This is a genomic window from Dyadobacter sp. CY323 (assembly GCF_021390245.1).
Classification (GTDB): domain Bacteria; phylum Bacteroidota; class Bacteroidia; order Cytophagales; family Spirosomataceae; genus Dyadobacter.
On the sequence record NZ_JAJUXH010000002.1, the window covers coordinates 586,356 to 608,687 of the forward strand.

At 43.1% G+C, this 22,332-nt stretch carries 14 protein-coding genes and 1 tRNA gene; 7 read left to right on the forward strand and 8 right to left on the reverse strand.

The window, feature by feature from the left end; genetic code table 11:
* Positions 1 to 26 precede the first annotated feature (26 nt).
* From LZG72_RS05805 to LZG72_RS05825, 5 genes are all read left to right on the forward strand, one after another.
* Positions 27 to 4,673, forward strand: coding sequence for a T9SS type A sorting domain-containing protein (locus tag LZG72_RS05805; RefSeq protein WP_233868718.1), 4,647 nt, complete (start codon positions 27 to 29; stop codon positions 4,671 to 4,673).
* Between the two features lie 113 nt (positions 4,674 to 4,786).
* On the forward strand, positions 4,787 to 5,203 hold the full coding sequence (locus tag LZG72_RS05810; RefSeq protein ID WP_233868901.1) for a nucleoside deaminase: 417 nt from the start codon (positions 4,787 to 4,789) through the stop codon (positions 5,201 to 5,203).
* Between the two features lie 64 nt (positions 5,204 to 5,267).
* Positions 5,268 to 5,873, forward strand: coding sequence for a superoxide dismutase (locus LZG72_RS05815; RefSeq protein ID WP_233868723.1), 606 nt, complete (start codon positions 5,268 to 5,270; stop codon positions 5,871 to 5,873).
* A gap of 114 nt (positions 5,874 to 5,987) precedes the next feature.
* Positions 5,988 to 6,063, forward strand: a tRNA-His gene (locus LZG72_RS05820).
* A gap of 250 nt (positions 6,064 to 6,313) precedes the next feature.
* Positions 6,314 to 7,534, forward strand: coding sequence for a site-specific integrase (locus LZG72_RS05825; RefSeq protein ID WP_233868726.1), 1,221 nt, complete (start codon positions 6,314 to 6,316; stop codon positions 7,532 to 7,534).
* A 330-nt stretch (positions 7,535 to 7,864) separates the two neighbouring features.
* Here the strand turns inward: LZG72_RS05825 and LZG72_RS05830 are convergent, their stop codons facing one another.
* The 3 genes from LZG72_RS05830 to LZG72_RS05840 form a co-directional block, all read right to left on the reverse strand.
* Positions 7,865 to 9,805: an ATP-binding protein gene (locus tag LZG72_RS05830; protein ID WP_233868729.1), complete on the reverse strand. Its 1,941-nt coding sequence runs from the start codon at positions 9,803 to 9,805 to the stop codon at positions 7,865 to 7,867.
* A gap of 477 nt (positions 9,806 to 10,282) precedes the next feature.
* Positions 10,283 to 11,386 (reverse strand): S1 family peptidase, encoded by a 1,104-nt coding sequence (locus LZG72_RS05835; RefSeq protein WP_233868732.1) that lies wholly within the window; start codon positions 11,384 to 11,386, stop codon positions 10,283 to 10,285.
* The gene (locus tag LZG72_RS05840; protein WP_233868734.1) at positions 11,379 to 12,497 is read right to left on the reverse strand and encodes an MBL fold metallo-hydrolase; all 1,119 of its coding nucleotides are present in this window, start codon (positions 12,495 to 12,497) and stop codon (positions 11,379 to 11,381) included. The genes LZG72_RS05835 and LZG72_RS05840 overlap by 8 nt, the downstream gene beginning before the upstream one ends.
* 831 nt (positions 12,498 to 13,328) lie before the next feature.
* Here LZG72_RS05840 and LZG72_RS05845 point away from each other — a divergent pair.
* Positions 13,329 to 13,745 (forward strand): plasmid mobilization protein, encoded by a 417-nt coding sequence (locus LZG72_RS05845; RefSeq protein WP_233868736.1) that lies wholly within the window; start codon positions 13,329 to 13,331, stop codon positions 13,743 to 13,745.
* Positions 13,733 to 15,007, forward strand: coding sequence for a relaxase/mobilization nuclease domain-containing protein (locus tag LZG72_RS05850; protein WP_233868739.1), 1,275 nt, complete (start codon positions 13,733 to 13,735; stop codon positions 15,005 to 15,007). The genes LZG72_RS05845 and LZG72_RS05850 overlap by 13 nt, the downstream gene beginning before the upstream one ends.
* A gap of 495 nt (positions 15,008 to 15,502) precedes the next feature.
* Here LZG72_RS05850 and LZG72_RS05855 read toward each other — a convergent pair whose 3' ends face one another.
* From LZG72_RS05855 to LZG72_RS05875, 5 genes are all read right to left on the reverse strand, one after another.
* On the reverse strand, positions 15,503 to 16,318 hold the full coding sequence (locus tag LZG72_RS05855) for a DUF4238 domain-containing protein (RefSeq protein WP_233868742.1): 816 nt from the start codon (positions 16,316 to 16,318) through the stop codon (positions 15,503 to 15,505).
* A 129-nt stretch (positions 16,319 to 16,447) separates the two neighbouring features.
* A complete protein-coding gene (locus tag LZG72_RS05860; protein ID WP_233868745.1) occupies positions 16,448 to 17,701 on the reverse strand; it encodes a HEPN-associated N-terminal domain-containing protein in 1,254 nt (417 codons plus the stop codon).
* 187 nt (positions 17,702 to 17,888) lie between these two features.
* Positions 17,889 to 18,854 carry a DUF4365 domain-containing protein gene (locus tag LZG72_RS05865; protein WP_233868748.1) on the reverse strand — a complete coding sequence of 322 codons (966 nt, stop codon included), beginning with the start codon at positions 18,852 to 18,854 and terminating at the stop codon, positions 17,889 to 17,891.
* Between the two features lie 54 nt (positions 18,855 to 18,908).
* On the reverse strand, positions 18,909 to 19,055 hold the full coding sequence (locus LZG72_RS05870) for an SDR family oxidoreductase (RefSeq protein ID WP_233868750.1): 147 nt from the start codon (positions 19,053 to 19,055) through the stop codon (positions 18,909 to 18,911).
* A gap of 46 nt (positions 19,056 to 19,101) precedes the next feature.
* Complete coding sequence (locus LZG72_RS05875; RefSeq protein WP_233868753.1) at positions 19,102 to 22,245, reverse strand: DUF3427 domain-containing protein; 3,144 nt, start codon at positions 22,243 to 22,245, stop codon at positions 19,102 to 19,104.
* Positions 22,246 to 22,332 lie beyond the last annotated feature (87 nt).

The window sequence follows — 22,332 nt, forward strand, 5'->3', positions numbered from 1 at the left end:
TAGCGGAAAGATATTTAGACGATTACATGAAACAACCATTTACCCACTCAAGCCTTCTTTTTACACTTCTGGCCACCATTTTCTCTGTGGCTTTCTCATTCGGACAGACGATTACAGAGGTTGAAGTTACTCCTGCTACTGTATGTCCCGGAAGTTCAGTTTCGGTTAAATTCAAACCTACAACCGTTCCGGCAGGGACTACTTTTACAGCCCAGCTCTCTGATGCCGCGGGTTCTTTCGCAACACCGGCTGCAACAGCTACCGGTACCGCCAGCCCGATCAGTGTCGCCATACCTGCTAATGCAGCTGCGGGTACAGGTTACAAAGCAAGAGTAATCTCTGCTACTCCGGCCATCACGGGCACCGAAAGTAATCCATTTACAATTAATGCCATTCCAGCGGCGCCGACTGCAACTTCGCCGGTAGTTTATACTCAGGGTGCAACGGCCGTTGCACTGAGCGCAACCGGTACTGGTTTACTTTGGTATGACGCTGATAATGGCGGCACAGGTTCAGGCGCAATCCCGGTCCCATCCACCGCGACGGTCGGAACAAAAAGTTATTATGTAAGCCAAACATCCGCAGCAGGTTGCGAAAGTGCACGTACTAAAATTGATGTGACGGTGAATGCGTGTACGCCGCCGGCAAAACCAACGGTCGCAAACAAAAACTATACAGTAGGTGACGCTGCGGGGCCATTAGAAGCAACTCCAAACACTGGATTGCTTTGGTATACTGCATCAACCGGCGGAACGGGATCAGCCACGGCACCTACACCATCAACAGCAGCAGCAGGAACCAAAAGTTACTTTGTATCACAGGTTGTGAGTGGCTGTGAAAGTGAAAGAGCGGAGATCATAGTTACGGTCACTGCATGTACGCCGCCAGCAAAACCAACGGTTGCAAATAAAAGCTATACAGTAGGTGAAGCCGCAGAACCATTAAAAGCAACGCCAAACACCGGATTGCTTTGGTATACTGCCTCCACCGGCGGAACAGGATCGGCCACGGCACCTACGCCGTCAACGGCAACAGCAGGAACAAAAAGTTATTATGTATCACAAGTTGTGAGTGGCTGCGAAAGTGAACGCGCGGAAATTGTTGTTACCGTAAATGTATGTACGCCGCCAGCAAAACCGACGGTTGCAAACAAAAGCTATACAGTAGGCGACGCTGCGGGGCCATTAGAAGCAACTCCAAACACCGGATTGCTTTGGTATACTGCATCCACCGGCGGAACCGGATCGGCCACTGCTCCCACGCCGTCAACGGCAACAGCAGGAACTAAAAGTTATTATGTATCTCAAGTTGTCAGCGGCTGCGAAAGCGATAGAGCGGAGATTGTAGTAACAGTAAATGCATGTACGCCGCCAGCAAAACCGACGGTTGCAAACAAAAGCTATACAGTAGGTGACGCTGCGGGGCCATTAGAAGCAACTCCAAACACCGGATTGCTTTGGTATACTGCATCCACCGGCGGAACCGGATCGGCCACTGCTCCCACGCCGTCAACGGCAACAGCAGGAACTAAAAGTTATTATGTATCTCAAGTTGTCAGCGGCTGCGAAAGTGAAAGAGCGGAGATCATAGTTACGGTCACTGCATGTACGCCGCCGGCAAAACCGACGGTTGCAAACAAAAGCTATACAGTAGGTGACGCTGCGGGGCCATTAGAAGCAACTCCAAACACCGGATTGCTTTGGTATACTGCATCTACCGGCGGAACCGGATCGGCCACTGCTCCTACGCCGTCAACCGCAACAGCAGGAACTAAAAGCTATTACGTATCCCGGGTTGTAAATAGCTGTGAAAGTGAAAGAGTAGAGATCATAGTTACCGTAAATGCATGTACGCCGCCTGCAAAACCAACGGTTGCAAATAAAAACTATACAGTAGGCGAAGTCGCAGATCCACTAACAGCAAATCCGAACACCGGATTGCTTTGGTATACTGCATCAACCGGCGGAACAGGGTCCACGACGGCACCTACGCCATCAACTGCAACTGTGGGAACAAAAAGCTATTACGTATCCCGGGTTGTAAATAGCTGTGAAAGTGAAAGAGTGGAGATCGTAGTTACCATATCTGCCTGTACTCCGCCAGCCGCACCTACTGTGGCGAATGTAAATTATTTCCTGGGCCAAACTCCAACAGCATTAACCGCGACGGCAACAAATAACACACATACATTAAAATGGTACACAGTGGCAACAGGAGGCACGGCAACCACCGCTGCGCCAACTCCGTCTACAGCAGCTGCCGGCGTTACTAATTATTACGTTTCCCAAACCAATGCAAGCGGTTGTGAAAGTGCAAGAGCGCAGATCGTAGTAACGGTTGCCGCATGCCCCGCCACGATACCTTTACCAACCGTTGCGACCCCGCTGAATATTTGTCAGGCACCGACAGCCTCAGCATTAACAGCAACACCGACAAATAACACCTATACATTAAGATGGTATACAGGCGCGACAGGCGGAACCGGATCGACTACGGCTATCATTCCAAATGCTGCCACTGCGGGCACTACCAGTTATTATGTTTCACAGGTATCAGCAGCTGGCTGCGAAAGTGCGCGGGTCAAAATTGATGTGGTCGTTAATGCTACACCGGCTATGCCGACCGTTACGCCCATTGACTATTGCGTGGGCGAAAAAGCAACAGCATTAACGCCAGCCGGTGGTAACTATAAGTGGTATACGTTAGCGTCGGGAGGTACCGGCTCAGCTACCGGGCCTCTACCTGCGACAACCACACCGGGTACCTCATCGTTTTATTTGTCCCAATCATCCACTTACGGATCGCTCGTTTGCGAGAGTCCGCGTGCAAAACAGGATGTGATCGTAAATGCCACACCCGCGCCACTGCCTACATTATCCGATGTTTTCTGCCAGTCAAAAGGTGATTCAACATATAAATTCCCAACAGCAGCGTCACAAGGAAATACACTTAATTGGTATACAGCGGCAACGGGCGGAACTGCCTCGGCGGCAACGCCAACTCTGAATGCAAAAACACCCGGAGAGTTCACTTTCTACGCCACACAATTATCAGGGAAAGGCTGCGAGAGTGCAACAAGAGTGATTCAGAAAGTACGGGTGAAACCACTACCCGGCCTGCCAACCATTGAAAAATCACTGATCGAATACTGCCAGTTTATCAAAGCCAACCCATTGACAGCAACTCCGGCAACAAACGGAATCTTGAACTGGTACAATACCGGCACCGGAGGAACCCCAAGTGCCACTGCGCCTACACCATCTACTGCGGAAGGCGGAACTACTTCATTCTACGTATCACAAACGCTTGAAGGCTGTATCAGCGACCGCGCGAAAGTGGACGTAAAGATCAATACGACACCAAAACCAACTACTACAACCTATCTGGAATATTGCCAGAATGCAGTTGCTCCGGTTTTGAGCGCAACCGGCACCGTTTTGAAATGGTATCGCGAAGCAGACGGAACAGAATGGCAGGGTGTACCTTTTACGCCATTCACCGAGAAGGTTTCAGACTACTCCTTTTATGTAACCCAAACCGGAACAACAAATGGCTGCGAAAGTCCGAAAGAGGAGATCAAAGTTCATATCAAATCCCTTCCGTCGGCAACCATATCAGGTACTTCTACCGTTGAGCTGGGTAATACCGCAAATCTTACGATCAAGTTTACCGGAGACGGACCTTGGAGTTATGCTTTGTCAAATGGCGTGACCAATACGACCGACCAGTCGACGCACCAGGTGCAGGTAAAACCAACTACTACGACCACCTATCTTGTGACGGAGGTTTCCAACGCATGCGGAAAAGGTATCCCGATCGGCAGCGCAGTCGTAACCGTTAAAGTACCTACTATTAATTCGGGTAATCCATCTGTTTCGGAAGCGTGTGCTGGGAAAACGTTTAACGTACCGTTCCAGCAATCCGGTGATTTCCCGACCGGAAACACATTTAAAGTTCAGATCTCGAAAACCAATGTGGATGCCCAGTTTAAGACAATCCCATCTGTCATTTCAGGAAATTCCGTGAATGCTACCTTCCCGGACACTACTTCGGGCGGAAGCTATTTCATCCGTGTGATCAGCTCGGGAACCAATCCTGAATTTACCGTAAAAGGTAGTGTGAGTGCAATAACCATTATCGCAAGTCCGCTTCCTGTGGCGACATTAACAGGTACGCAAACAATTTTAGTAGGTGGAAGTGCCACATTAAAAGCTGACATTACCGGTAAAGGACCGTGGACGATCACGTTGAACAATGGCACAAAAGATTCACTGATCACCGCAACTGCCACCCCATTCACGTTCACAGTTACCCCAAAGGCTACAACCACGTTTGCTATCACCAAAGTTACAAATGGTTGCGGAAACGGTACCGGTGTAGGAGTAGCGAGGGTACAGGTTGACCCTATTCTCGGCGTGGAGCCCCCGGCTTCCGACTGGGTGAAAGTGTATCCGACCGTAGTTGACTCCCGTGTTACCATAGAGATCACCGGCGTAATTTCTCCGAAACAAGCGAGTGTGGAAGTGATTGACCTAAACGGCAGACCAAGAGCTAAAGAAGCCATTCAAGGTAAGATTACCGAAGTCAATTTGGGAAACTATCCATCCGGATTGTACTTGTTGCGCATTCAAAACGGGAACTCAAATACCGTTCAGCGCGTGATGAAGCCCTAATATAAAAGTTAAAGAAGATAGAATGGGACATTGTTGCTTTGCTTCGGTGTCCCATTTTTCATTAAAAAACTCGCAATTTGGATTTACAGGCAGATATTCTTGACAATTACTTCATGGCGGAAGCGATGCGCCTGGCTGGCAAAGCCTATGATGAGGGTGAAATTCCGGTTGGCGCCGTCGTGGTGATTGGCGAACGCATTATCGGCAAAGGCTATAACCAGACAGAGCGGCTCCATGACGTCACAGCCCATGCGGAGATGATCGCGATCACGGCTGCATCCGACAATCTGGCCTCCAAATATCTTCCGGATTGCACACTTTATGTGACTTTGGAACCATGCGTGATGTGTGCAGGCGCACTTTACTGGACACAAATGAAAAGAGTGGTGATTGGTGCGTCCGACGAAAAACGTGGTTTTTCAAATCTTGGCAAACCCATTTTACACCCAAAAACGCAGCTAATCAAAGGAGTTCTGGGGCTCGAATCGCAGGAATTGCTGCTCAAATTTTTTAGGGGATTAAGAACATAAACCCTTCTTCTGCTGTTAGCCTACTAGTACTGAAACTAAATTATTCATTAAACTACACCTGAAAATGGCATTTACACTTGATCCCTTACCTTACGCAAACGATGCATTGGAGCCGCATATCGATGCATTGACCATGGAAATACATCATGACCGTCACCACCAGGCTTATGTTACCAACCTGAATGCAGCAGTAGCGGGCACTGAGCTAGAAGGCAAAACGATAGAAGAAATCATTGCAAACATCAGCAAAGCACCGGCACCAGTTCGCAACAATGGCGGCGGACATTGGAACCACGCTTTCTTCTGGAAATCTCTTTCAGCATCAGGCGGCGGAGAACCAACCGGCGAACTTGCAAAAGCAATCGACGCCAAATTCGGTTCGTTTTCAGCATTTAAAGACGAGTTCAAAAAAGCAGCCATCGGCCGTTTCGGTTCAGGCTGGGCATGGTTAATCAAATCAGGCGACGGTGTTGCGATTACTTCTACTCCAAACCAGGACAATCCTTTGATGGATATAGCTGAAGTAAAAGGCACACCAGTTATCGGTCTGGATGTGTGGGAGCACGCATATTACCTGAAATACCAAAACAAGCGTCCTGATTACATCGAAGCATACTGGAATGTAGTGGATTGGAAAGCTGCTGACGCTCTTTACGTTGCAGCGAAATAAGGTTTAAGAATATCAGAAAAGGTTTGGAGGTCGATAAAAATTGCGCGATTAGCCTTGCAACCTTCAAACCTTTTCCTAATTTTGTGTCCTCGAAAGGGGTTTTCCCCCAAGAACGGAGGTTGTAGCTCAGTCGGTTAGAGCGCTAGATTGTGGTTCTAGAGGTCGCGGGTTCGAGACCCGTCTCCCTCCCTTGAAATAAGTTCAAAGTCAAACAAAATGCCTGTAAATCAATGATTTGCGGGCATTTTTGTTTTTCAGATCATATCAAAAAATGCAAAAATTCCCATGTTTTCAGTGAGTCTTTCGTGTAGTTCACTCACTTTGAGAAAAAGACTCACTGGAAACGGCATAACAAATTGATAGCAAGATGTTTACAGCGTAAACATCTTGATTGGCAAGCGTGGTAATTCGATATTTAACCACTTTTAAACGCTTGTGTTATGTTGGAGAAAACATTTGGTCTGCTTTTCTATTTAAAGCCCGCCAGAAATCAAAAAGGAACAGTTCGCTACATCTATCTACGAATTACCGTCGACGGCAAAGTCGCCGAGCTATCTACCAAGAAGTTATGGAATACCGAAAGGTGGAATTCCTCAGTTGGCCGACCTGCCGGAAACAAGGAAGATGCAAAGACGCTTAACGCATATTTGGACTTGCTCACGGCCAAAGTTTACCAGGCCAAGAAAATGCTTACCGAGGATGACAAAGAGATTACCGCAGAAAGACTGAAAAACATTCTCCTAGGCAAGAGCAATGAAACCCGCACCATTCTTGAAGTCTTTCAGCACCACAACGAGCAAATGGAAGCATTAGTCGGCAAAGAGTTCGCTCCGCTCACACTGAAACGCTACAAGACCGCCAAGGAGCATACTGCTTCCTTCATCAAGTGGAAATACAAGAAGGACGACATGCCGATCAAAGACCTCAATTTTGAATTTATCACTGAATTCAACTTCTGGCTCCGTAGCGCACGCGATTGCAATCACAATTCCGCGATCAAATACATGAGTAACCTGAAAAAGGTTGTGCTGATATGCGTTAATAACAAATGGTTGAAGAAGGATCCGTTTCATGGCTTTAAGCTGACGAAAAAAGAAGTTGTGAAGAATCCGCTGTCCAGGGACGAGCTGAAACGGTTGACTGAGAAAGTGTTTGAAGTTGAACGAATCGGCCAGGTGCGGGACATCTTTCTGTTCTGCTGCTACACTGGACTTGCTTATGTGGATGTGAAGCAATTGAAGACGAGTGATATTGTCATAGGTATGGACGGCGAGCCATGGATTGATACCACTCGGCAGAAAACGGATGCGCCTACACGTATTCCGCTGCTGGATACGGCGCTGGAAATTATTGAGAAGTATAGGGATCATCCACAATGCTGCGCTGCTGGTGTTGTGCTGCCGGTGTTGAGCAATCAGAAGATGAATGCTTATTTGAAGGAGATTGCGAACCTGTGCGGGATTTCGAAGACTTTGACTTTTCATATTGCGCGGCATACGTTTGCGACCACTGTGACGCTGAGTAATAAGGTGCCGATTGAGACGGTTTCTAAAATGCTCGGGCATCGGTCTTTGAAGCAGACTATGATTTATGCGAAGATCTTGGATGTGAAGATTAGTGAGGATATGAAGGGCTTGCGGGAGCGGTTGAAGGGGATGTAGGACAGTGAGAGCGAAGCGTCAAGTTGTATGACTTGGCGCTTCGCTTACTGCCAAAGGCGTATATTAGCATGTTATGTAGTTATACAAGAAACATTATTTGGTCAATTTGAGTAGCAGGGAGAGTCATAGCCAGCGGTATTCAATATCATTGGAACGTGGATCTTTATTACTCATGAAAGCGGAGTTGCAGGGTTACTGGGAACACAGGATCGCAAAATCTGCTATACTTTTGAATGAAAGAATCTATTTTACATTTTATAACACACAACTTTCTAGTTGGACTTTGTATACCAAAATATAAGAGAAGCCTGCTTTATCATTCCTGGAAGACTATTCGGCCTTCAAAATCAATGATTGATCAGTTTTTGGTTTGAGAATAAAATTTTTCTCTTTTGTTGAAAATTTTTCGATGATATACTTAACGAATTCTTCCGGTAGTTTGCCGTACCCAGTAGTTAATATAACCTGATAATCTTTCGCCTTCTCAGGGTCTTCCATCCCAATTTCAATAGCCTTTTCTAGCAACAGTAGATTCTGATTCAGATGGTCTGTGTCAATTCCGGATGCTTCAGGTGTGTCAATCAATAAAAATCTTGGATGCTTTACCGATTCCAGTTGCAAGGCCAGACTCAATATTGTAAAATAATACATAAGCCTTTTAGGCACTTCGCTGCTGTTAGCCTTGTATTCGCCATTGTCTACATAAGGCATATAGTCATCGTCTATATATGCGGTGATACTCTTGTAGGAGGACTCTGCGAGCAGGGTACTGTAGACTTTGTTAAAGTGTCCAATCGTATCGGCATTGTTTTCATCGTACGCTATCTTAGCTGATTTCAGGCTGTTTTGCGCCAGAACAAATGCCTTGGTCTTTAAATTAAAGTCTGTTCTCAGCTTTTGCTCCTGATCAATATTTCTTAAGCCAAAATTTATTTGCACCAATTCCTCTTTTAGTCTAATGATTCTGTCATTAAAATCATCAATACGGGTCGAATTTCCTGCAAATTGGGCCGTAAGAATTATCTTTTTTAGCTTACCGGTATATTCCTCAATTGATTGATCTGTTTGCTGCAAATCCGCTGTTAAAACCTTGACTTCCACCTGATAAGTTTGAACTGCCAGAGTAATCGCCTTGATACTTTTCTGTTTATAGGATAAAATATCTTTATATTCACTGGTGTTGTACACAAATTTCTCGTAGTCGTCGTCATTGAATTTTGAACCACATATACAAAATCCTTTATCAACATTTTTTTCAGTCATACAGAACGGACAGATCTCCATTGCAAAGAGGTCCAGTTTTTCATGAGTAAATATGATTTTTTCGATCTGATTGATTTCTTGTATCAGGCTGTCATGTAGTATGGCAATTTTTGATTGCTCGTTAACAAGGTTTGTGATTTTTATTCTGTCTTGAGAAGCTTTTAGTTCCAGTCCAACCAGCTTTGACTGTATTTCTGCAAGTTCTCCTGTTTTATCGCTTGAATGAGTACTTATCTTAAGCAATTCATTCCTTTGGGTTTCTAGCGCTGATATCTCCTTTTCAACAAAATCTTTCCGATCGCTTAGTTTATCGGAGTCTCCTGATATCTCATGATTTTCGGTGAAGCTTTCCAATAGGCCCTTCGCGATGTCCTTCGCCTTCAACGCAGCCCTTGCGGCATCTAATTTTTTGAAATAATCAGCAGAGGACATTCCTAGTAATATCTCGAAAATAGATTTTCGGATTACGATTGAATCCGCGATAAAGTTTTCGGCTACCGGTTCTTTGTAGATTTTCCTAGGTTCCGTATTCTGGTCGTAATTTAGTAAGCGGAATAAATCGCTGAAGTTGAAATACCAGTGTGCTACACCGATGTGTAGTTCAAATACTGGAATTCCGAGTTTTCCCAGCAGCCAGTCTGAGAAGATAAATGGAGCTGTTTTTTTATCCCGTTCAAGCGGAAATGAATCTACTTCTTCATTGTGCTTTACAAAAATATCCTGGGCGCCGATAAATCTTTTTAGGGAATATGCGACATCATTTATAAGTATGATTAACTGGACGTAATTGTTGGTATCATTGATGATCAAGGAATATTTTGAACTGTCTTCGTTATTGCTGAAGGGTTTTATTTTGCCGCCCAGTCCATATTCAATAAAATAGCTGAATGTGCTTTTTCCTGACCCATTATCCCCAACAACAATATTTATCCCTTTACTTAGCTCAGGGGAGGCATAATAATAAGCATCGCCGGAGTAAATAACTTGTTTTATAATTAGACTTCCCATGTAATTACATTGTTGTCTGCGAATATCCTGTCTGATAATGTTTTTATAGTAACAATTCTCAAAGAATGCACAGCAGATTTAAGAGATTGAATGTTAGACAGCTCGGCGCTGAAAATATGCTTATCCAAAAAACTTTCAGGTAATTCCGGTTTATTTAGCCACAGATCTATTGTATGGGAAGTACTGTTCACGGAGACACCGATGAAATTTTTATTTTTAAGTATAATCAGCAGGTGATGAAGAAGCTTTTTCTTAATCTGAGCCCTTGAATAAATCTTGCTTAATCGGATTTGATCGAATTTGGTAGGGTCCCCCCCTTCGTTTATCAAATCAATCAGATAAGCTATCTTTCTGAAATCTTTGAATTTTTTGTGTTCCGATGTGCAGCCGAGTGCATCCAGAAGGATAATTGTGTTATACGCAAGGAAGTTGTAGTCTTCCTTTTGAATAAACATCAGCCTTTTCTTTGCAGCATTTCTATTCATAAATTCCCGCTTCATCAAATGAAAGATAACAATCGTTGATCAGATCAAGTACAATTTTTTCCATCAGGTCGCTATCAATGATAGGATACTTATGAGTCTTTGACTTGATTTCGATAATTTCAATAGATTTTTTAGTAAAGGATGCTATCAGTTCCCTAATATTATCATTCGACAATTGCGTTTGTTCCGTTTTGTCTACAAATTCTACCAACTCCTTCTGGCAGGCTTCAAAAACCCGATACTTGATTGCGCTAAGGTCCCGATCTAATATATTCGAAAGCTCTGACTTGCCGAGGGCCAGATCCCGGCAATATCGATTGATCCGTATATCGGAAATGGTATTGTTAACGGCCTGTAATTTTTCTATCAGGTTTCTGGGGTCTGTAACGTTTAGTACCCCGAATTTTTCGCTGGCCCAATCATCGCCAAAAGTTTCCGTAGAAATCTCATAGGACTCGATTCCAATAGTTGCTATCATGTCGGTCAAAGGACAGCATTTGATATCATTATTCAATGCATCATCACCTTTAACGCTTTTTAATATTCCTATGAGATACAACTTGCCTCTATCTATGATAAATGCACCGCTTCCGGAGAGGCCCTTCGCATCATCTGTTCCTCCTTTAAATGCATCCTGTCCCGAAAGCGTTATACGAAACTCATTGTTTGAAATACCATTTAAGACCCGACTGTTAAAGGGTCTTGCTTCATCTTTATTGCGATCTTGAAATCCAGTAAAATTGACTGGCATGTCTTTTCCGAATGAACAACCGGCTAGGATAGAAGGAAAGCTTTCCTTGCCTTCATCGTAGTTAACTTTCAATAGGACCCAGTCCTGAATCCTGTTCTTGCCGGTAACTTCTATTACGCTAATTTGAGTAAACGTCGAGTTGAAAGTTTTTTGCTGCTGCACAACTATTGATTCAATACCCAGTTCCGCGTATTGATCGTTATCCCCGAAAACACAGTGATAAGCAGTAACAACAAAAAAACTGCCTGCTCCTTTTACGAGCGTACCGGAACCGTGACTTACCTTCTCGCCGCTTACGTAAATTGACACCCTGACGCATGGGCGATACAGTAAATCCTCATTCATGCTCTAACAAATTTGCACTGTCTATAAGCTCCCAGTTTCCGGTAGTGAAATCTTCCTTGTCCAGAAGCTTTCCGGCTTTTTCCTCGACAGTAGCTATTGGATAGTTCAGATATATTTTGCGGGTGGAGGGGTACTTAAGCCTTGTCCTTTCAGGATGATGTATAATCCTTGCGATGGTTTCTCTGTCGGGATGGGTGTGCTTGGAATTTCCGCCATTCGTAGATATGATGAATCTATCGCATTCAATCATATCCAGGACATCATTAGTTGTATTGTTTTTACTGCCGTGATGGGATACTTTGACAATATCAACCTTCAGTTTTTTTTCCGTCGAATAATCAGCCATTCTCATGGACTGCTGAATTAAACATGGATGTGAATCGCCAAGTAGCAGAATACTTAAATCGGGCGTTCTTAATACGAAGGCAATTGAAGAGCTATTAGCCAGGTCTGCTAATATAGTTTTGTCAGGAGTATCATCTGCAAGCGCGAGATCTTCCAATTTGCCTCGTCCTAGCTGTGAAGGTTTGATGCCGGATATAGTGATGTCCTGAAGTTTATCTTTATAGTCATCACTTATTTCAGGCCAATGCTCATTTAACTTGGTAAGTACCTCGTTTGTGGGAGACAAAACTTCTATCTCTAACCCCTGAGGTAGTGAAGGCATTTTTCCAACATAAACATCATCAGACCACTTATTTTTTATTGCTCCTTTATCAATGAGTAATTGCTCGAATGTCTTAGCCTGCTCATAGCTGATATTTTCCCCAGCCGATATGAACTTGATATTTTTAGAATTGAACCAGTATTGTCCAATTTTGTCTGCATTGAAGGAGTCACTTTTCACAAATTTAATCAAGCCTCCGATATGATCGGAGTCAATATGTGTCAGTACTACAATATCAATAAAAGGAAGATTTTTAATGATTAATTTTAACGGGGTGTCGAATGTTTTCGCTGTTCCTCCATCAATCAGGATATTGAAGTCATTTCCTTCGTGATCAAAAGTCTTTACTATCAGGCAGTCTCCGTGGTATGCAGGTAATACATGTATTTGAGTTTTTTTTCTCTGCGTAGATTTGCTTTCACTTACAGTTTTTTTTGTTATCACAATAACAGGGTTTATGGAGTTAAAGTAGATAAAAAAACGAAATCTGCAAAATGTTTAGGGACTTCTTGATCCAGGTATCGTATTTTACTAAAATTGGGCAACAATACATGGCAGGATCGCTCAAAGAGCCATAACTATTTAAGCCTTTCTTGCAGTTGCGGCCCGTGATAGGACTAAGACAATGGTCTCTTGCGTAGATGCGGCAATGTTACGCTGTCAAAGACAAAATGCAGGTGAGGCTTATCCGTTGATTAGGATAGTCCTCCAAAGCATGTTCATTGTCTTTAAAGCGGGCGGCCCTGAGCTTTGATGACATTTCTCAATATCTTTCGCAGGTGCTAATTTTACCATACGGGTAAAAGTTTATTGCAGACAAGAAAGGTAATATATTAATTATGGCTTTGGCCATTAACTCTAGTCTGTGCAAGAAGGGCTTCCCAAACTTATATAAAACTTCTCGGTAGGTTACTAGCAGAGCTCTTAAAGAAATTTAAGATGCCTGTCCCGGACAACTCAAGCATTTAAATATTAACCAACAAACACAAACATTCTCTACTTTTTCGAACAAACGCTAATATTTTCGAACAGACTATTACCAACTTGAAACTCTCGCGATCCTAAGTCAAATTTACACAGGATAGGTAAATCCCATTTCAATAAACTAGATTCACAAATCGGCTCAGCACTCGGTTTCAGAAACTTTGAAATCCAAATGAGCCGCCTGCTTTGCGCGTCTGGCCAGATGTACGATTGTAATACAATCGCCGGTTGCTGCGCACCCGATCTGGCCTTCCCCTCCAAAGTCGGTCCAGGTTTTTGAAGGAGTTTTTAATGTTTGAAAGTGTAGATAGGATCGTGATGAAAGAAGAAAAATCGAACAAGACAAAGCTTGTAATCTTCCGGTTAACACCCAAAGAATACGCCACATTGGAAGCCAAACGCGGCCGCACAACTTGCCGGAAATTGAGCGAATTTTTAAGGCTTTTGATCTTTAACCGACCGGTAACTGTGATCGAAAGGAACGGTTCGCAAGATCAGATGATTGGCGAATTGTCCGAGCTGCGGGAAGAGCTAAACCGGCTGGGCAACAACTTCAACCAGGCGACCAAACGCCTCAATGCCGTCAACCAAATCTCAGAATTTAGAAATTGGATCGCCAGCTACGAAGCTGAAAAGACATTCTTGTTTTCAATCCTGGACAAGATTAAATCGCAAACCGATAAACTGGCAGATCGATGGTTGCAGTGATCCAAACCAGCAGCCGACTTCGGTCAGTGCTGCGATACAATGAGAACAAGCTGGAACGGGGTCATGCGGAATGCATTTCGGCTATCAATTATCCGAAGGATGCGGATGCACTGAGTTTCGATCAAAAGCTGAACCGGATTCAGCGGCAACTGGCTTTGAACAAAAGGACAAAGGTCAATACGGTTCACGTCTCCTTAAACTTTGATCCGTCGGAAAAGCTCAGCAAAGAACAGCTCACGGAGATTTCAAAAGCTTACTTAAAGGGAATTGGATTTGAGAAACAACCCGCTCTCGTATACGAGCACCGAGATGCCGGTCATCCGCATGTGCATATTGTGACGACCAACATCAAAGCAGATGGTAGTCGGATCTCGCTACACAACCTGGGCAAAAACCAATCGGAGAAAACCAGGAAGGAGATTGAGATAGATTTTGGATTGGTGAAGGCAAAAGATCGAAAAGCGCAGGAGTTTACTTTGAAACCAGTCAGCATCAAAGCGGAGTATGGAAAGTCAGAAACTAAGAAGGCCATTGCCAATGTGCTCGACAAGGTTCTGAACGAATACAAGTTCACTACGATAGGAGAATTGAATGCGGTGCTTAACCAATATAACGTTGCGGCGGATATTGGCTCAGAGGGTTCGAGGATCAGAAAGAACAATGGCATCTTATACCGTGTGCTGGATAAAGATGGCAACCGGGTTGGGGTGCCTATTAAAGCAAGCGACTTTCATTTCAAGCCAACACATAGAAATCTGAAAGTGCGTTTTCTGTATAACGAGATGAATCCGAACCGTACGAAGGATTCGTTACGGATTAGGAATAGTATAGATTTTACTTTGTATGGCAAACAAAACGTGTCATTGCCCAGGCTGATCAATATTCTTCAAAAAGACGGGATAGATACCGTAATCCGAAAAAATGAAGAAGGCCTGCTGTACGGGATCACATACTGTGATCATCGTACGAGATCCGTCTTCAACGGAAGTGCATTGGGTAAGCAGTATAGCGCGAAGGGAATTACCGAGCGATGCGTCGAGGATCCTCTTTCTCTTCATCAGCAAAAGTCTCAAAGGATAGGGATGGATTTAGGCCAGGCTGCCAGTGCAGGAAATTTGTACCATGCCGGAAATGGTAGTTCGTTGGAGAATGATAGGTCTCTTGATTCTTTGTTATCTCCCGTTAAAGATGGAGAGTACACGCCGCATCAATTGAAGAAGCCGAAACGGAAGAAGCAGAAAGGGTTTTCAATGGGATTTTGACTATTGAAGAATTGCACTTGAACCACAGCGCAACGAAAGGTACAAAGCAAAAAGTGACGACTGCAAATCCATGCGGCTATTTACCGCGGCTCTCGCCGCTCCTTAAACCGCCTCATGGATTTGTAGCCAAGGGGTGAACCCCGTCACTTTTCGCTTTGAATAGGAATGGGCGATTGCGCTGAGGTGAAAAAAGTATTTGGGAAAGCAATGTTCGTTTGGAGCAGGAAAAATCACCCAGATTTATGCTGGTGAATGGATTTGGGTCACTGGCAGGTATTTTTCTGAGCTACAACAAAAACAGGACTGTCTCCAACAGTCCTCCAATTCTTAAGCTTTCGCCCCCATTTTTATTAAGAGGCGACGGACGCGTGGTCTGGAACTTCTTATTATTACTTATCAAAAATACAAGACGTTATTTGGCTCAGGAGGCAATTTCCGATTTAGAGTGATTTGATTGCAGTGAATATTGTAATTACAGTTATTCTAGGAAAGTTTCTAGGGATTTTTGAGCATATCCTCAACTAGTGAAAAATCACCATCAACGGAAAAAACAAAACGATCTGCTGAAATTACTTGAAGTGAATTCACAAAATCTATTTCTGACTGTCCACAACGATTTAGTTCTTTCGGAGCCTGGTAAATTTTCTCACAAAAAAGGCCAAGAATAATCGAAGGATTTAAAGGAAGGAACATTTGGATACCTTTTGAATTTAGTCCAAGATTTCCTCTGACTGGGCTAGGTAGTGCATTATATAAAACGAGTGGATTGTCGGAGGTATAGAACTTGTTATCGGATTCTATTAAAGCCCAGTGCTTGTTAACAAGTATTGAGGTAAGGTCAGATGCTGCTGAAAACGCCGATCTCCACAAGTCTTTCCCAGACAAACTATCAAATTTGATTTCAGAGTCAATTTCCTGCATCCAGTTATTAATTCCATCCATTAATTGTTGATTAATATTTTCAGTTCTAGCCAGCGAAACTTTTGTCCGCTTATACTGAAGGGACAGAAATGTTGCAATAATATCTTTCTCTTCTTGACTGAGTAACTTTAAATCCTTTTGTTCAATAATCTTTTTCATCAAAGGTGCGGCAAAAGATTCAGCATTGGCCAAGAAATATTCCAAACTTCCATCCTTTTTTCCAGGCGTCTCATCATAAAAATAATCTTCACTAGCTACATTACTAATGCTGCGATTTCCAGCCTTTTTCCATGCTCTATCATAACACCAAATCTTATTTTCACAGTCATTACTAAAATTCCTCAATAAAAATCGTGGAACATAATGTTGGTTTTTGACATGTCTCTCCATTTGATACGTGTTAAGTTTTCAAATTTATACGTTAAACTTAAAAAACAGCAACTGGCGCTACTAGTATTGAGTACAAGCCATTGGAAGGCAGACACTAAAATCAATTCCTAACGGTCGATGATAAAATCGTTATTCAGAATTTGAATCATCTGGGGTAATTTGTATGTCGTAGAAATAGTTTCGAGTATTTAAGCCTAAAACGAATGGTTCTGTTAAGTTGGAATTTATTGAAAGTAAATTTTCCATGCTTGAATCTGTTATATCAGTAATTGATCCATTTGGGCAAAAAAGTACAACACATTTTCCAGGCGGGTTTTTAACACTATTGTAAATAATTCCATCAACCTTCCCATTTCTACTAAAAAAAGTCTTAAGGAACTCTGTTACGACCTGAGTTGGAACATATTCAAGGTGATCTTTATCATCTAGGCTAACTGGTATGCTAAGATCGCTAACAAAGGACTCGATGAACCGACCAACAGCTCTATGCTTTCTCTCATCCAAATCAAATAAACTAGGTATGAATGAAGATTTACCAAAATCAATAAGATTTAATGGACTTAAATTTATAAACTCGCCAATAGTGATTCTCGAATTGCCCCAAGATAAATCAACTACTTCAAGTTCACATGTAGTCACATCAAACGCGCCATAAAACATTGGTATACCAGACGGGCTCATTCGATTGGCGCGGGCATTCTCTCTGGGTGGCGAGCCTAGGTCGTGAGCATTCTTATTTATCTCTTTATCATGTTGCCTTCCCCTGAAAACTCGAAATCTACCAATGGGATATTTTCTAAAAAGATTTAACCTCTCAATTGCACCAGCAACCTCATCAAGAATTAAATATGGATTAATGTCATCACCGTAGTCAACGGAATTTGTCTCTTTCCAGCTCTCAGAGAAAAACAGATATCTCACCTCATGTTTCAGAATATATCTGAATGCCTCCCATCCTTGATACATGATGTCATGCTTACTAAGTGAAAACATATTGTCAAGTTCTGACCAATATTCGTTTTCAAAAAAAGCACTGATATCTTCAAGAATTTCAAACTCGTCAACCTCAATTTCTGACTCTAAAACGTGAATAGTACTGTGAACATGCACACCTGGAAAACGGTCTTCATAAAATTCTGCATCCGAGTCATATGCAACACCTCGTAAGTAGGGATCCTCATACTCAGATCGAATCCCTTCTTCTATATGCCGGGCGAGTCTAGTTAGACTTGAACAAGCCTTTGGCGTTTCGCAATACTTGCAACGCTGTGTGCCAGCACCACTGAGGATAAAATTTCTTAAATGCTGATCACTAAAATGGTCAGCACAGATGAATTCGTCGTCTAAAATATCTATTCCTAGCACGCTATAATTATAAATCATTTAGTTATAATCCCTTCTTCAAATTATCCGTCAAAGTTAGATCTCTAGATTTGCTTTACTTAACGACGTCCTCAATCAGGTTGTGAAAGACATGTAGTCAGCATCTTGCTTCATTTATGTATCTACATCAGCAGACTCCACCAGATACAGGCTTGCTAATGGCTAGCAGATCGTTCCATGCCTAACATTACCTTTCCCACATTTTTGATCTGGTGCCGCTCTCAATAAAATCGGCATAACACAAGAAGGACTTCCCCAAATCATTCAAAAACAATTTAATTCGATACCTTCCAAATTCTCCGAACTGAATATCATATGGATATATCGGCTTCGAAGTAATGTCATTGAAATCAAATACATATTCCAATGACTTCCTGTCTAAATTTTTTGAATAATAGTGATGATCAACTTCAATTTGAGCCCAAGGAAAAAAGCTAGTCATTACGTCATGTGCTTCGGAACCTGCATAAGCCACTCCCCATTCCTTCGTAAATAGTACTTCCGAGCCGTCCAAAACTTTTACCTGTATAATAACCTTTTTCAAGGTCTTGTGCAGATCCTCGAAAAATTCGACTATAACTGTCTTGCCTTCTTGCAATGCGCTCATCATCGGCTTATCCAGAAACAATTTCCGATTTTTAATCGCCTCATCCGATCCATCGCTTATATCAACTAATTTACTGATGGATTCTCTGTTCAAAAACTGATTGTCAGGAAAGACTACCTTCCAAGCCTTGTCAGTTAATTCAACAGATTTCCTATCGATTTGCACCCAGCGAGTCATGTCTGTTTCAGGAACATGCGACACTAGGATTACTGGTAGAGAATGATTTAACCAATAATCATGGTGTTTCGGATCTCCATAAAATACCCATTTTCCACCAACATTCTTCAAATAACTTGCTCCTGTCTTGATTTGGATACCTATTATTTTTCCAGTAGCAAAACCATCGCGGGCAACTTCGACATGGGCGTCTATTCCGGTATCCAATGTTGGTTGCTCTCTAAACATCCATCCCAACTTTGAGAAAAATGCCGACACGGCATCGATTCCGAGTCGCTGAGTAATGTCTATCTGAGGTAATAGCATAAAAAAATCTTTAGTCCGTGAAAAATGCCAAACATAAAATAGCTTCGATACTAAAAGTATCATAGCTGTTTTATTACTTACGGTTTGCGGGCACTTTTGCTGCGGAAGCCATTTCATCTAAACCCATACATCCACCAAAACAGAAAGCTGCTCCTTAGTAATCCACCCCGCATCATCGGAAGCAAGAAATACTGCTGCTTTCGCAATGTCTTCGGCCTGGCCATGGCGACCAAGTAGTGTATTGGCGGTAATACATTTTACCATAATAACTGCCGAAGGTGATGCCCGCACTGTTTACAATGAAGTCACCTCACCCAACCGCCATCTTCGCCATCTCCTTCCAGATATAATGCGGAGCTGACTCGCGCAATGCCCAATTGATACTCATAGGCTTCGCTCCATAATGGTCGATATAATACGCCAGGCCAAGGAAGACATAGGCAACTGTATTATTGAATTCATCATTGTTCTTCTCCCGCACAAAAAGAAGAATCGATTTTCCCGTTTGCTTTTGTTTTACATATGACAGCCCCTTGCCGGTTTCAGGCCTGGCGGTGTTCTGAGATTGCCAGTGAAAGATCTTTTCACTGACCGCGTAATCGTTATACAATGTGGTCGGAGAGTAATTTGCTTCTGTCTTTTCTAGCGTTATGAGCAGCAATTCGGCATTCTTCGCTTCCAGGTTTACGACCCCTTCCCGGTTGCTGGATTTCCTTTCAAATGTGCTTTCTCCGAAAGCGGCCAAGATCTGTTCTCTCGAATATCGACTATGTACTTTGATCGGTTGAACGAAAGGCAGATCAGCGTCCATTTCGATGTGCGCAATTCTGTCGATAACGAGTTCGAGCAGCTCGGCCATTTCACTGACTAGCTGTTCATTTCTTCCAATTTTTGCAATACTTGCCGATAGGTCCTCTGCTCCGCCTGGGCTTTGCCAAAAGTCGTAGTGAAGCATGGTGAGCATTAACTTTTCATGATCGGGCAACGCATTTACATCTACCTGAAACTTCTGCTTCGCCATCCTTAGAATAAATGACAAATAGCTAAATGAATTACAGCAGAGCCATTTTTTCAGTATCGTGCGCTTTGTCTCCTCCTCATTGATTGGCGAAAGAACATCCAACCGTTTCGCCAACTGACAGAGTCTGCTCCAAGTCGCTCGCTTGTAAATCGCTTGCAGCGGAATGTTATGGAACGCGACAAAGTTTTTAAGCGATAAAGGCAGTGTGGTTTGATGCCGAAAATTGGCGACTTTGGCAACTAGCTGATTCGTATTGAGCTGGGTCGCTGACCGTATATTTTTTAGAATGATTTCCTTTGCCTTCTTTTCCAAAACAATGGAGCATCCCAACGGCAGATGTGGAAAATCACGTTCGAGCTCTTCCAGCGTGGAAGTATTGGTTTTACCTATGAGCGCCCTGAACTTACCTTGAAAATCGTATTCCGGCCGGGCATTGCCAACAAAGTCAAGAACAGTCAGGCACTCCTTACCTTCTGCCAGTCGCAAACCCCTACCAAGTTGTTGAAGAAACACGGTCAAACTTTCGGTAGGTCGTAAAAACAGCACTGTGTCAATTTCCGGGATATCGACACCCTCATTGAAAATATCAACTACGAAGAGGTAATTGATATCCTTTCGCAACAATTTAGATTTGATGGTGGATCTCAGTTCTTCACGGTCGCCTCCGCTGATCAGGTAATCCGCTTTTAGCCCAGCCAATAAAAACTTTTCCGCCATGTAAATGGCGTGTTCCCGAGTTACGCAAAAACCCAGTGCCCTGACATCCTCATAGTCTGTGAGATAGTTTCTGCAATGATTAATTATTTCTCCCACGCGAAGATCATTGTGCGTGTAAATTTTCGTCAGCTCGCTTGGGAGATAGCGTCCATTCTGCCAGGTCGCATTAGATAAATCTGTACTGTCGCTAATGCCAAAATATTGAAATGGACAAAGCAATTTCCTGTTCATCGCCTCGGGCAACCTAATTTCGGCTGCAATTGTATCGCAAAAATCCGCCAGAATATCAGCCCCGTCTGTACGTTCGGGAGTCGCGGTTAAGCCAAGAAGCACCTTCGGCTCAAATTTATTTAGAATTGGGCGGTAGCTATTTGCGGCAATGTGGTGCACTTCATCAACGATAATGAAGTCATAATAGCTTTCCGAAAGCGGTAGCTCCTCAATGCGATTTGCAAGAGTCATCACGGAGGCAAACACAACATCGTAGTTGTCTGGCTCAATGCCGTCAACCCAGAGATCGCCAAAGTTGTTGTCACGTAGAATGCCCGCAAACGTTGCCCTTGCCTGCATCAGTATCTCCTTTCTGTGTGCAACGAAAAGCAGTCTCGCGTGGGGCTGCGTTTTAAGAAAGTTCTTGAAATCAAATGCCGAGACTACCGTTTTGCCTGTACCGGTCGCAGCGACAATCAAGTTTCTATTCCTATTATGAATTTGCCTCTCCGCTTGAAGCTTTTCTAAAATTTCTTCCTGAAATGGTAAAGGCGTTATATCAAAGAAAAAAGACCTTTCGATTTGACCTTTGTTCTTCTCTCTACCGAGTGCTACTTTCAATTTCTTGGAATGTTCTCCTCGTCGGAAGTATTCGAACTCTCGGTCTTGCCAATACGTCTCGAAAGTTTTTGCAAACTTGTCGATGATGTGGCCAACTTCCTGAGTCGTCACTTTCAAGTTCCATTCTAAGCCGCTGGTTAATGCAGTCCTAGAAAGATTGGCTGAGCCAATGTAGCCGGTATTGAAGCCAGTGTTTCGAAAGAATAGGTAAGATTTGGCATGTAGCCGTTCATTTTTTGTGTTATATGAAATCTTCACCTCGCAATTAGGTAGCCCCGCTAAAAACTCCACTGCTCTCAAGTCTGTTGCACCCATGTAGGAGGTGGTGATGATTTTAAGAGGGTTACCTCGACGGGTAAATTCTTCAAGTTCCTTCTGGAAAATTCTAATACCCGACCATTTAATGAAGGAAACAAGGAAGTATATCTTATCAGCTGACAGTATTTCTTTTTTCAACTCACTTTCGAGCGAAAGCCCGACATTGGAACCTGTGAATAACTCGCTTTGTCCTAGGCCTGTAAATGGGGTTATTTCCTTGATATGGTTTTCAAAATCAGAGAAAGGGGCATCCATTTTCGCGAATACAGCATTCAGGATTTTCCCATTTATCGAAACCAAATCATCATCGAAATCTGTGTGATCCAACTCGGTTCGAAGTACCCTGATGATTTTGTTTGACAATTCGATTTGATATTCAATACTATCATCTCCCGATATCAAACTTAGACCGTAGTTCAAAAGGCGACTTACATGCTGACTAAGCACGCGAGCGACCTCACTCTTTTCGACAGGTGTTTCCTTTACAAAGAATTGTTGTTTATCGAGGGAGCTTATCTTTGAAGCGATGAGCTTGGTGATCAAATTCTCGTAAAGGCCTTGCTGCATGGGGCGGGTTTGGAAAAGTACTTAGCTAATGTTGCAAAAAACAATTTGACAAAGAGTCAGTTTGGTTGGTCTTAACAACGTAGATTG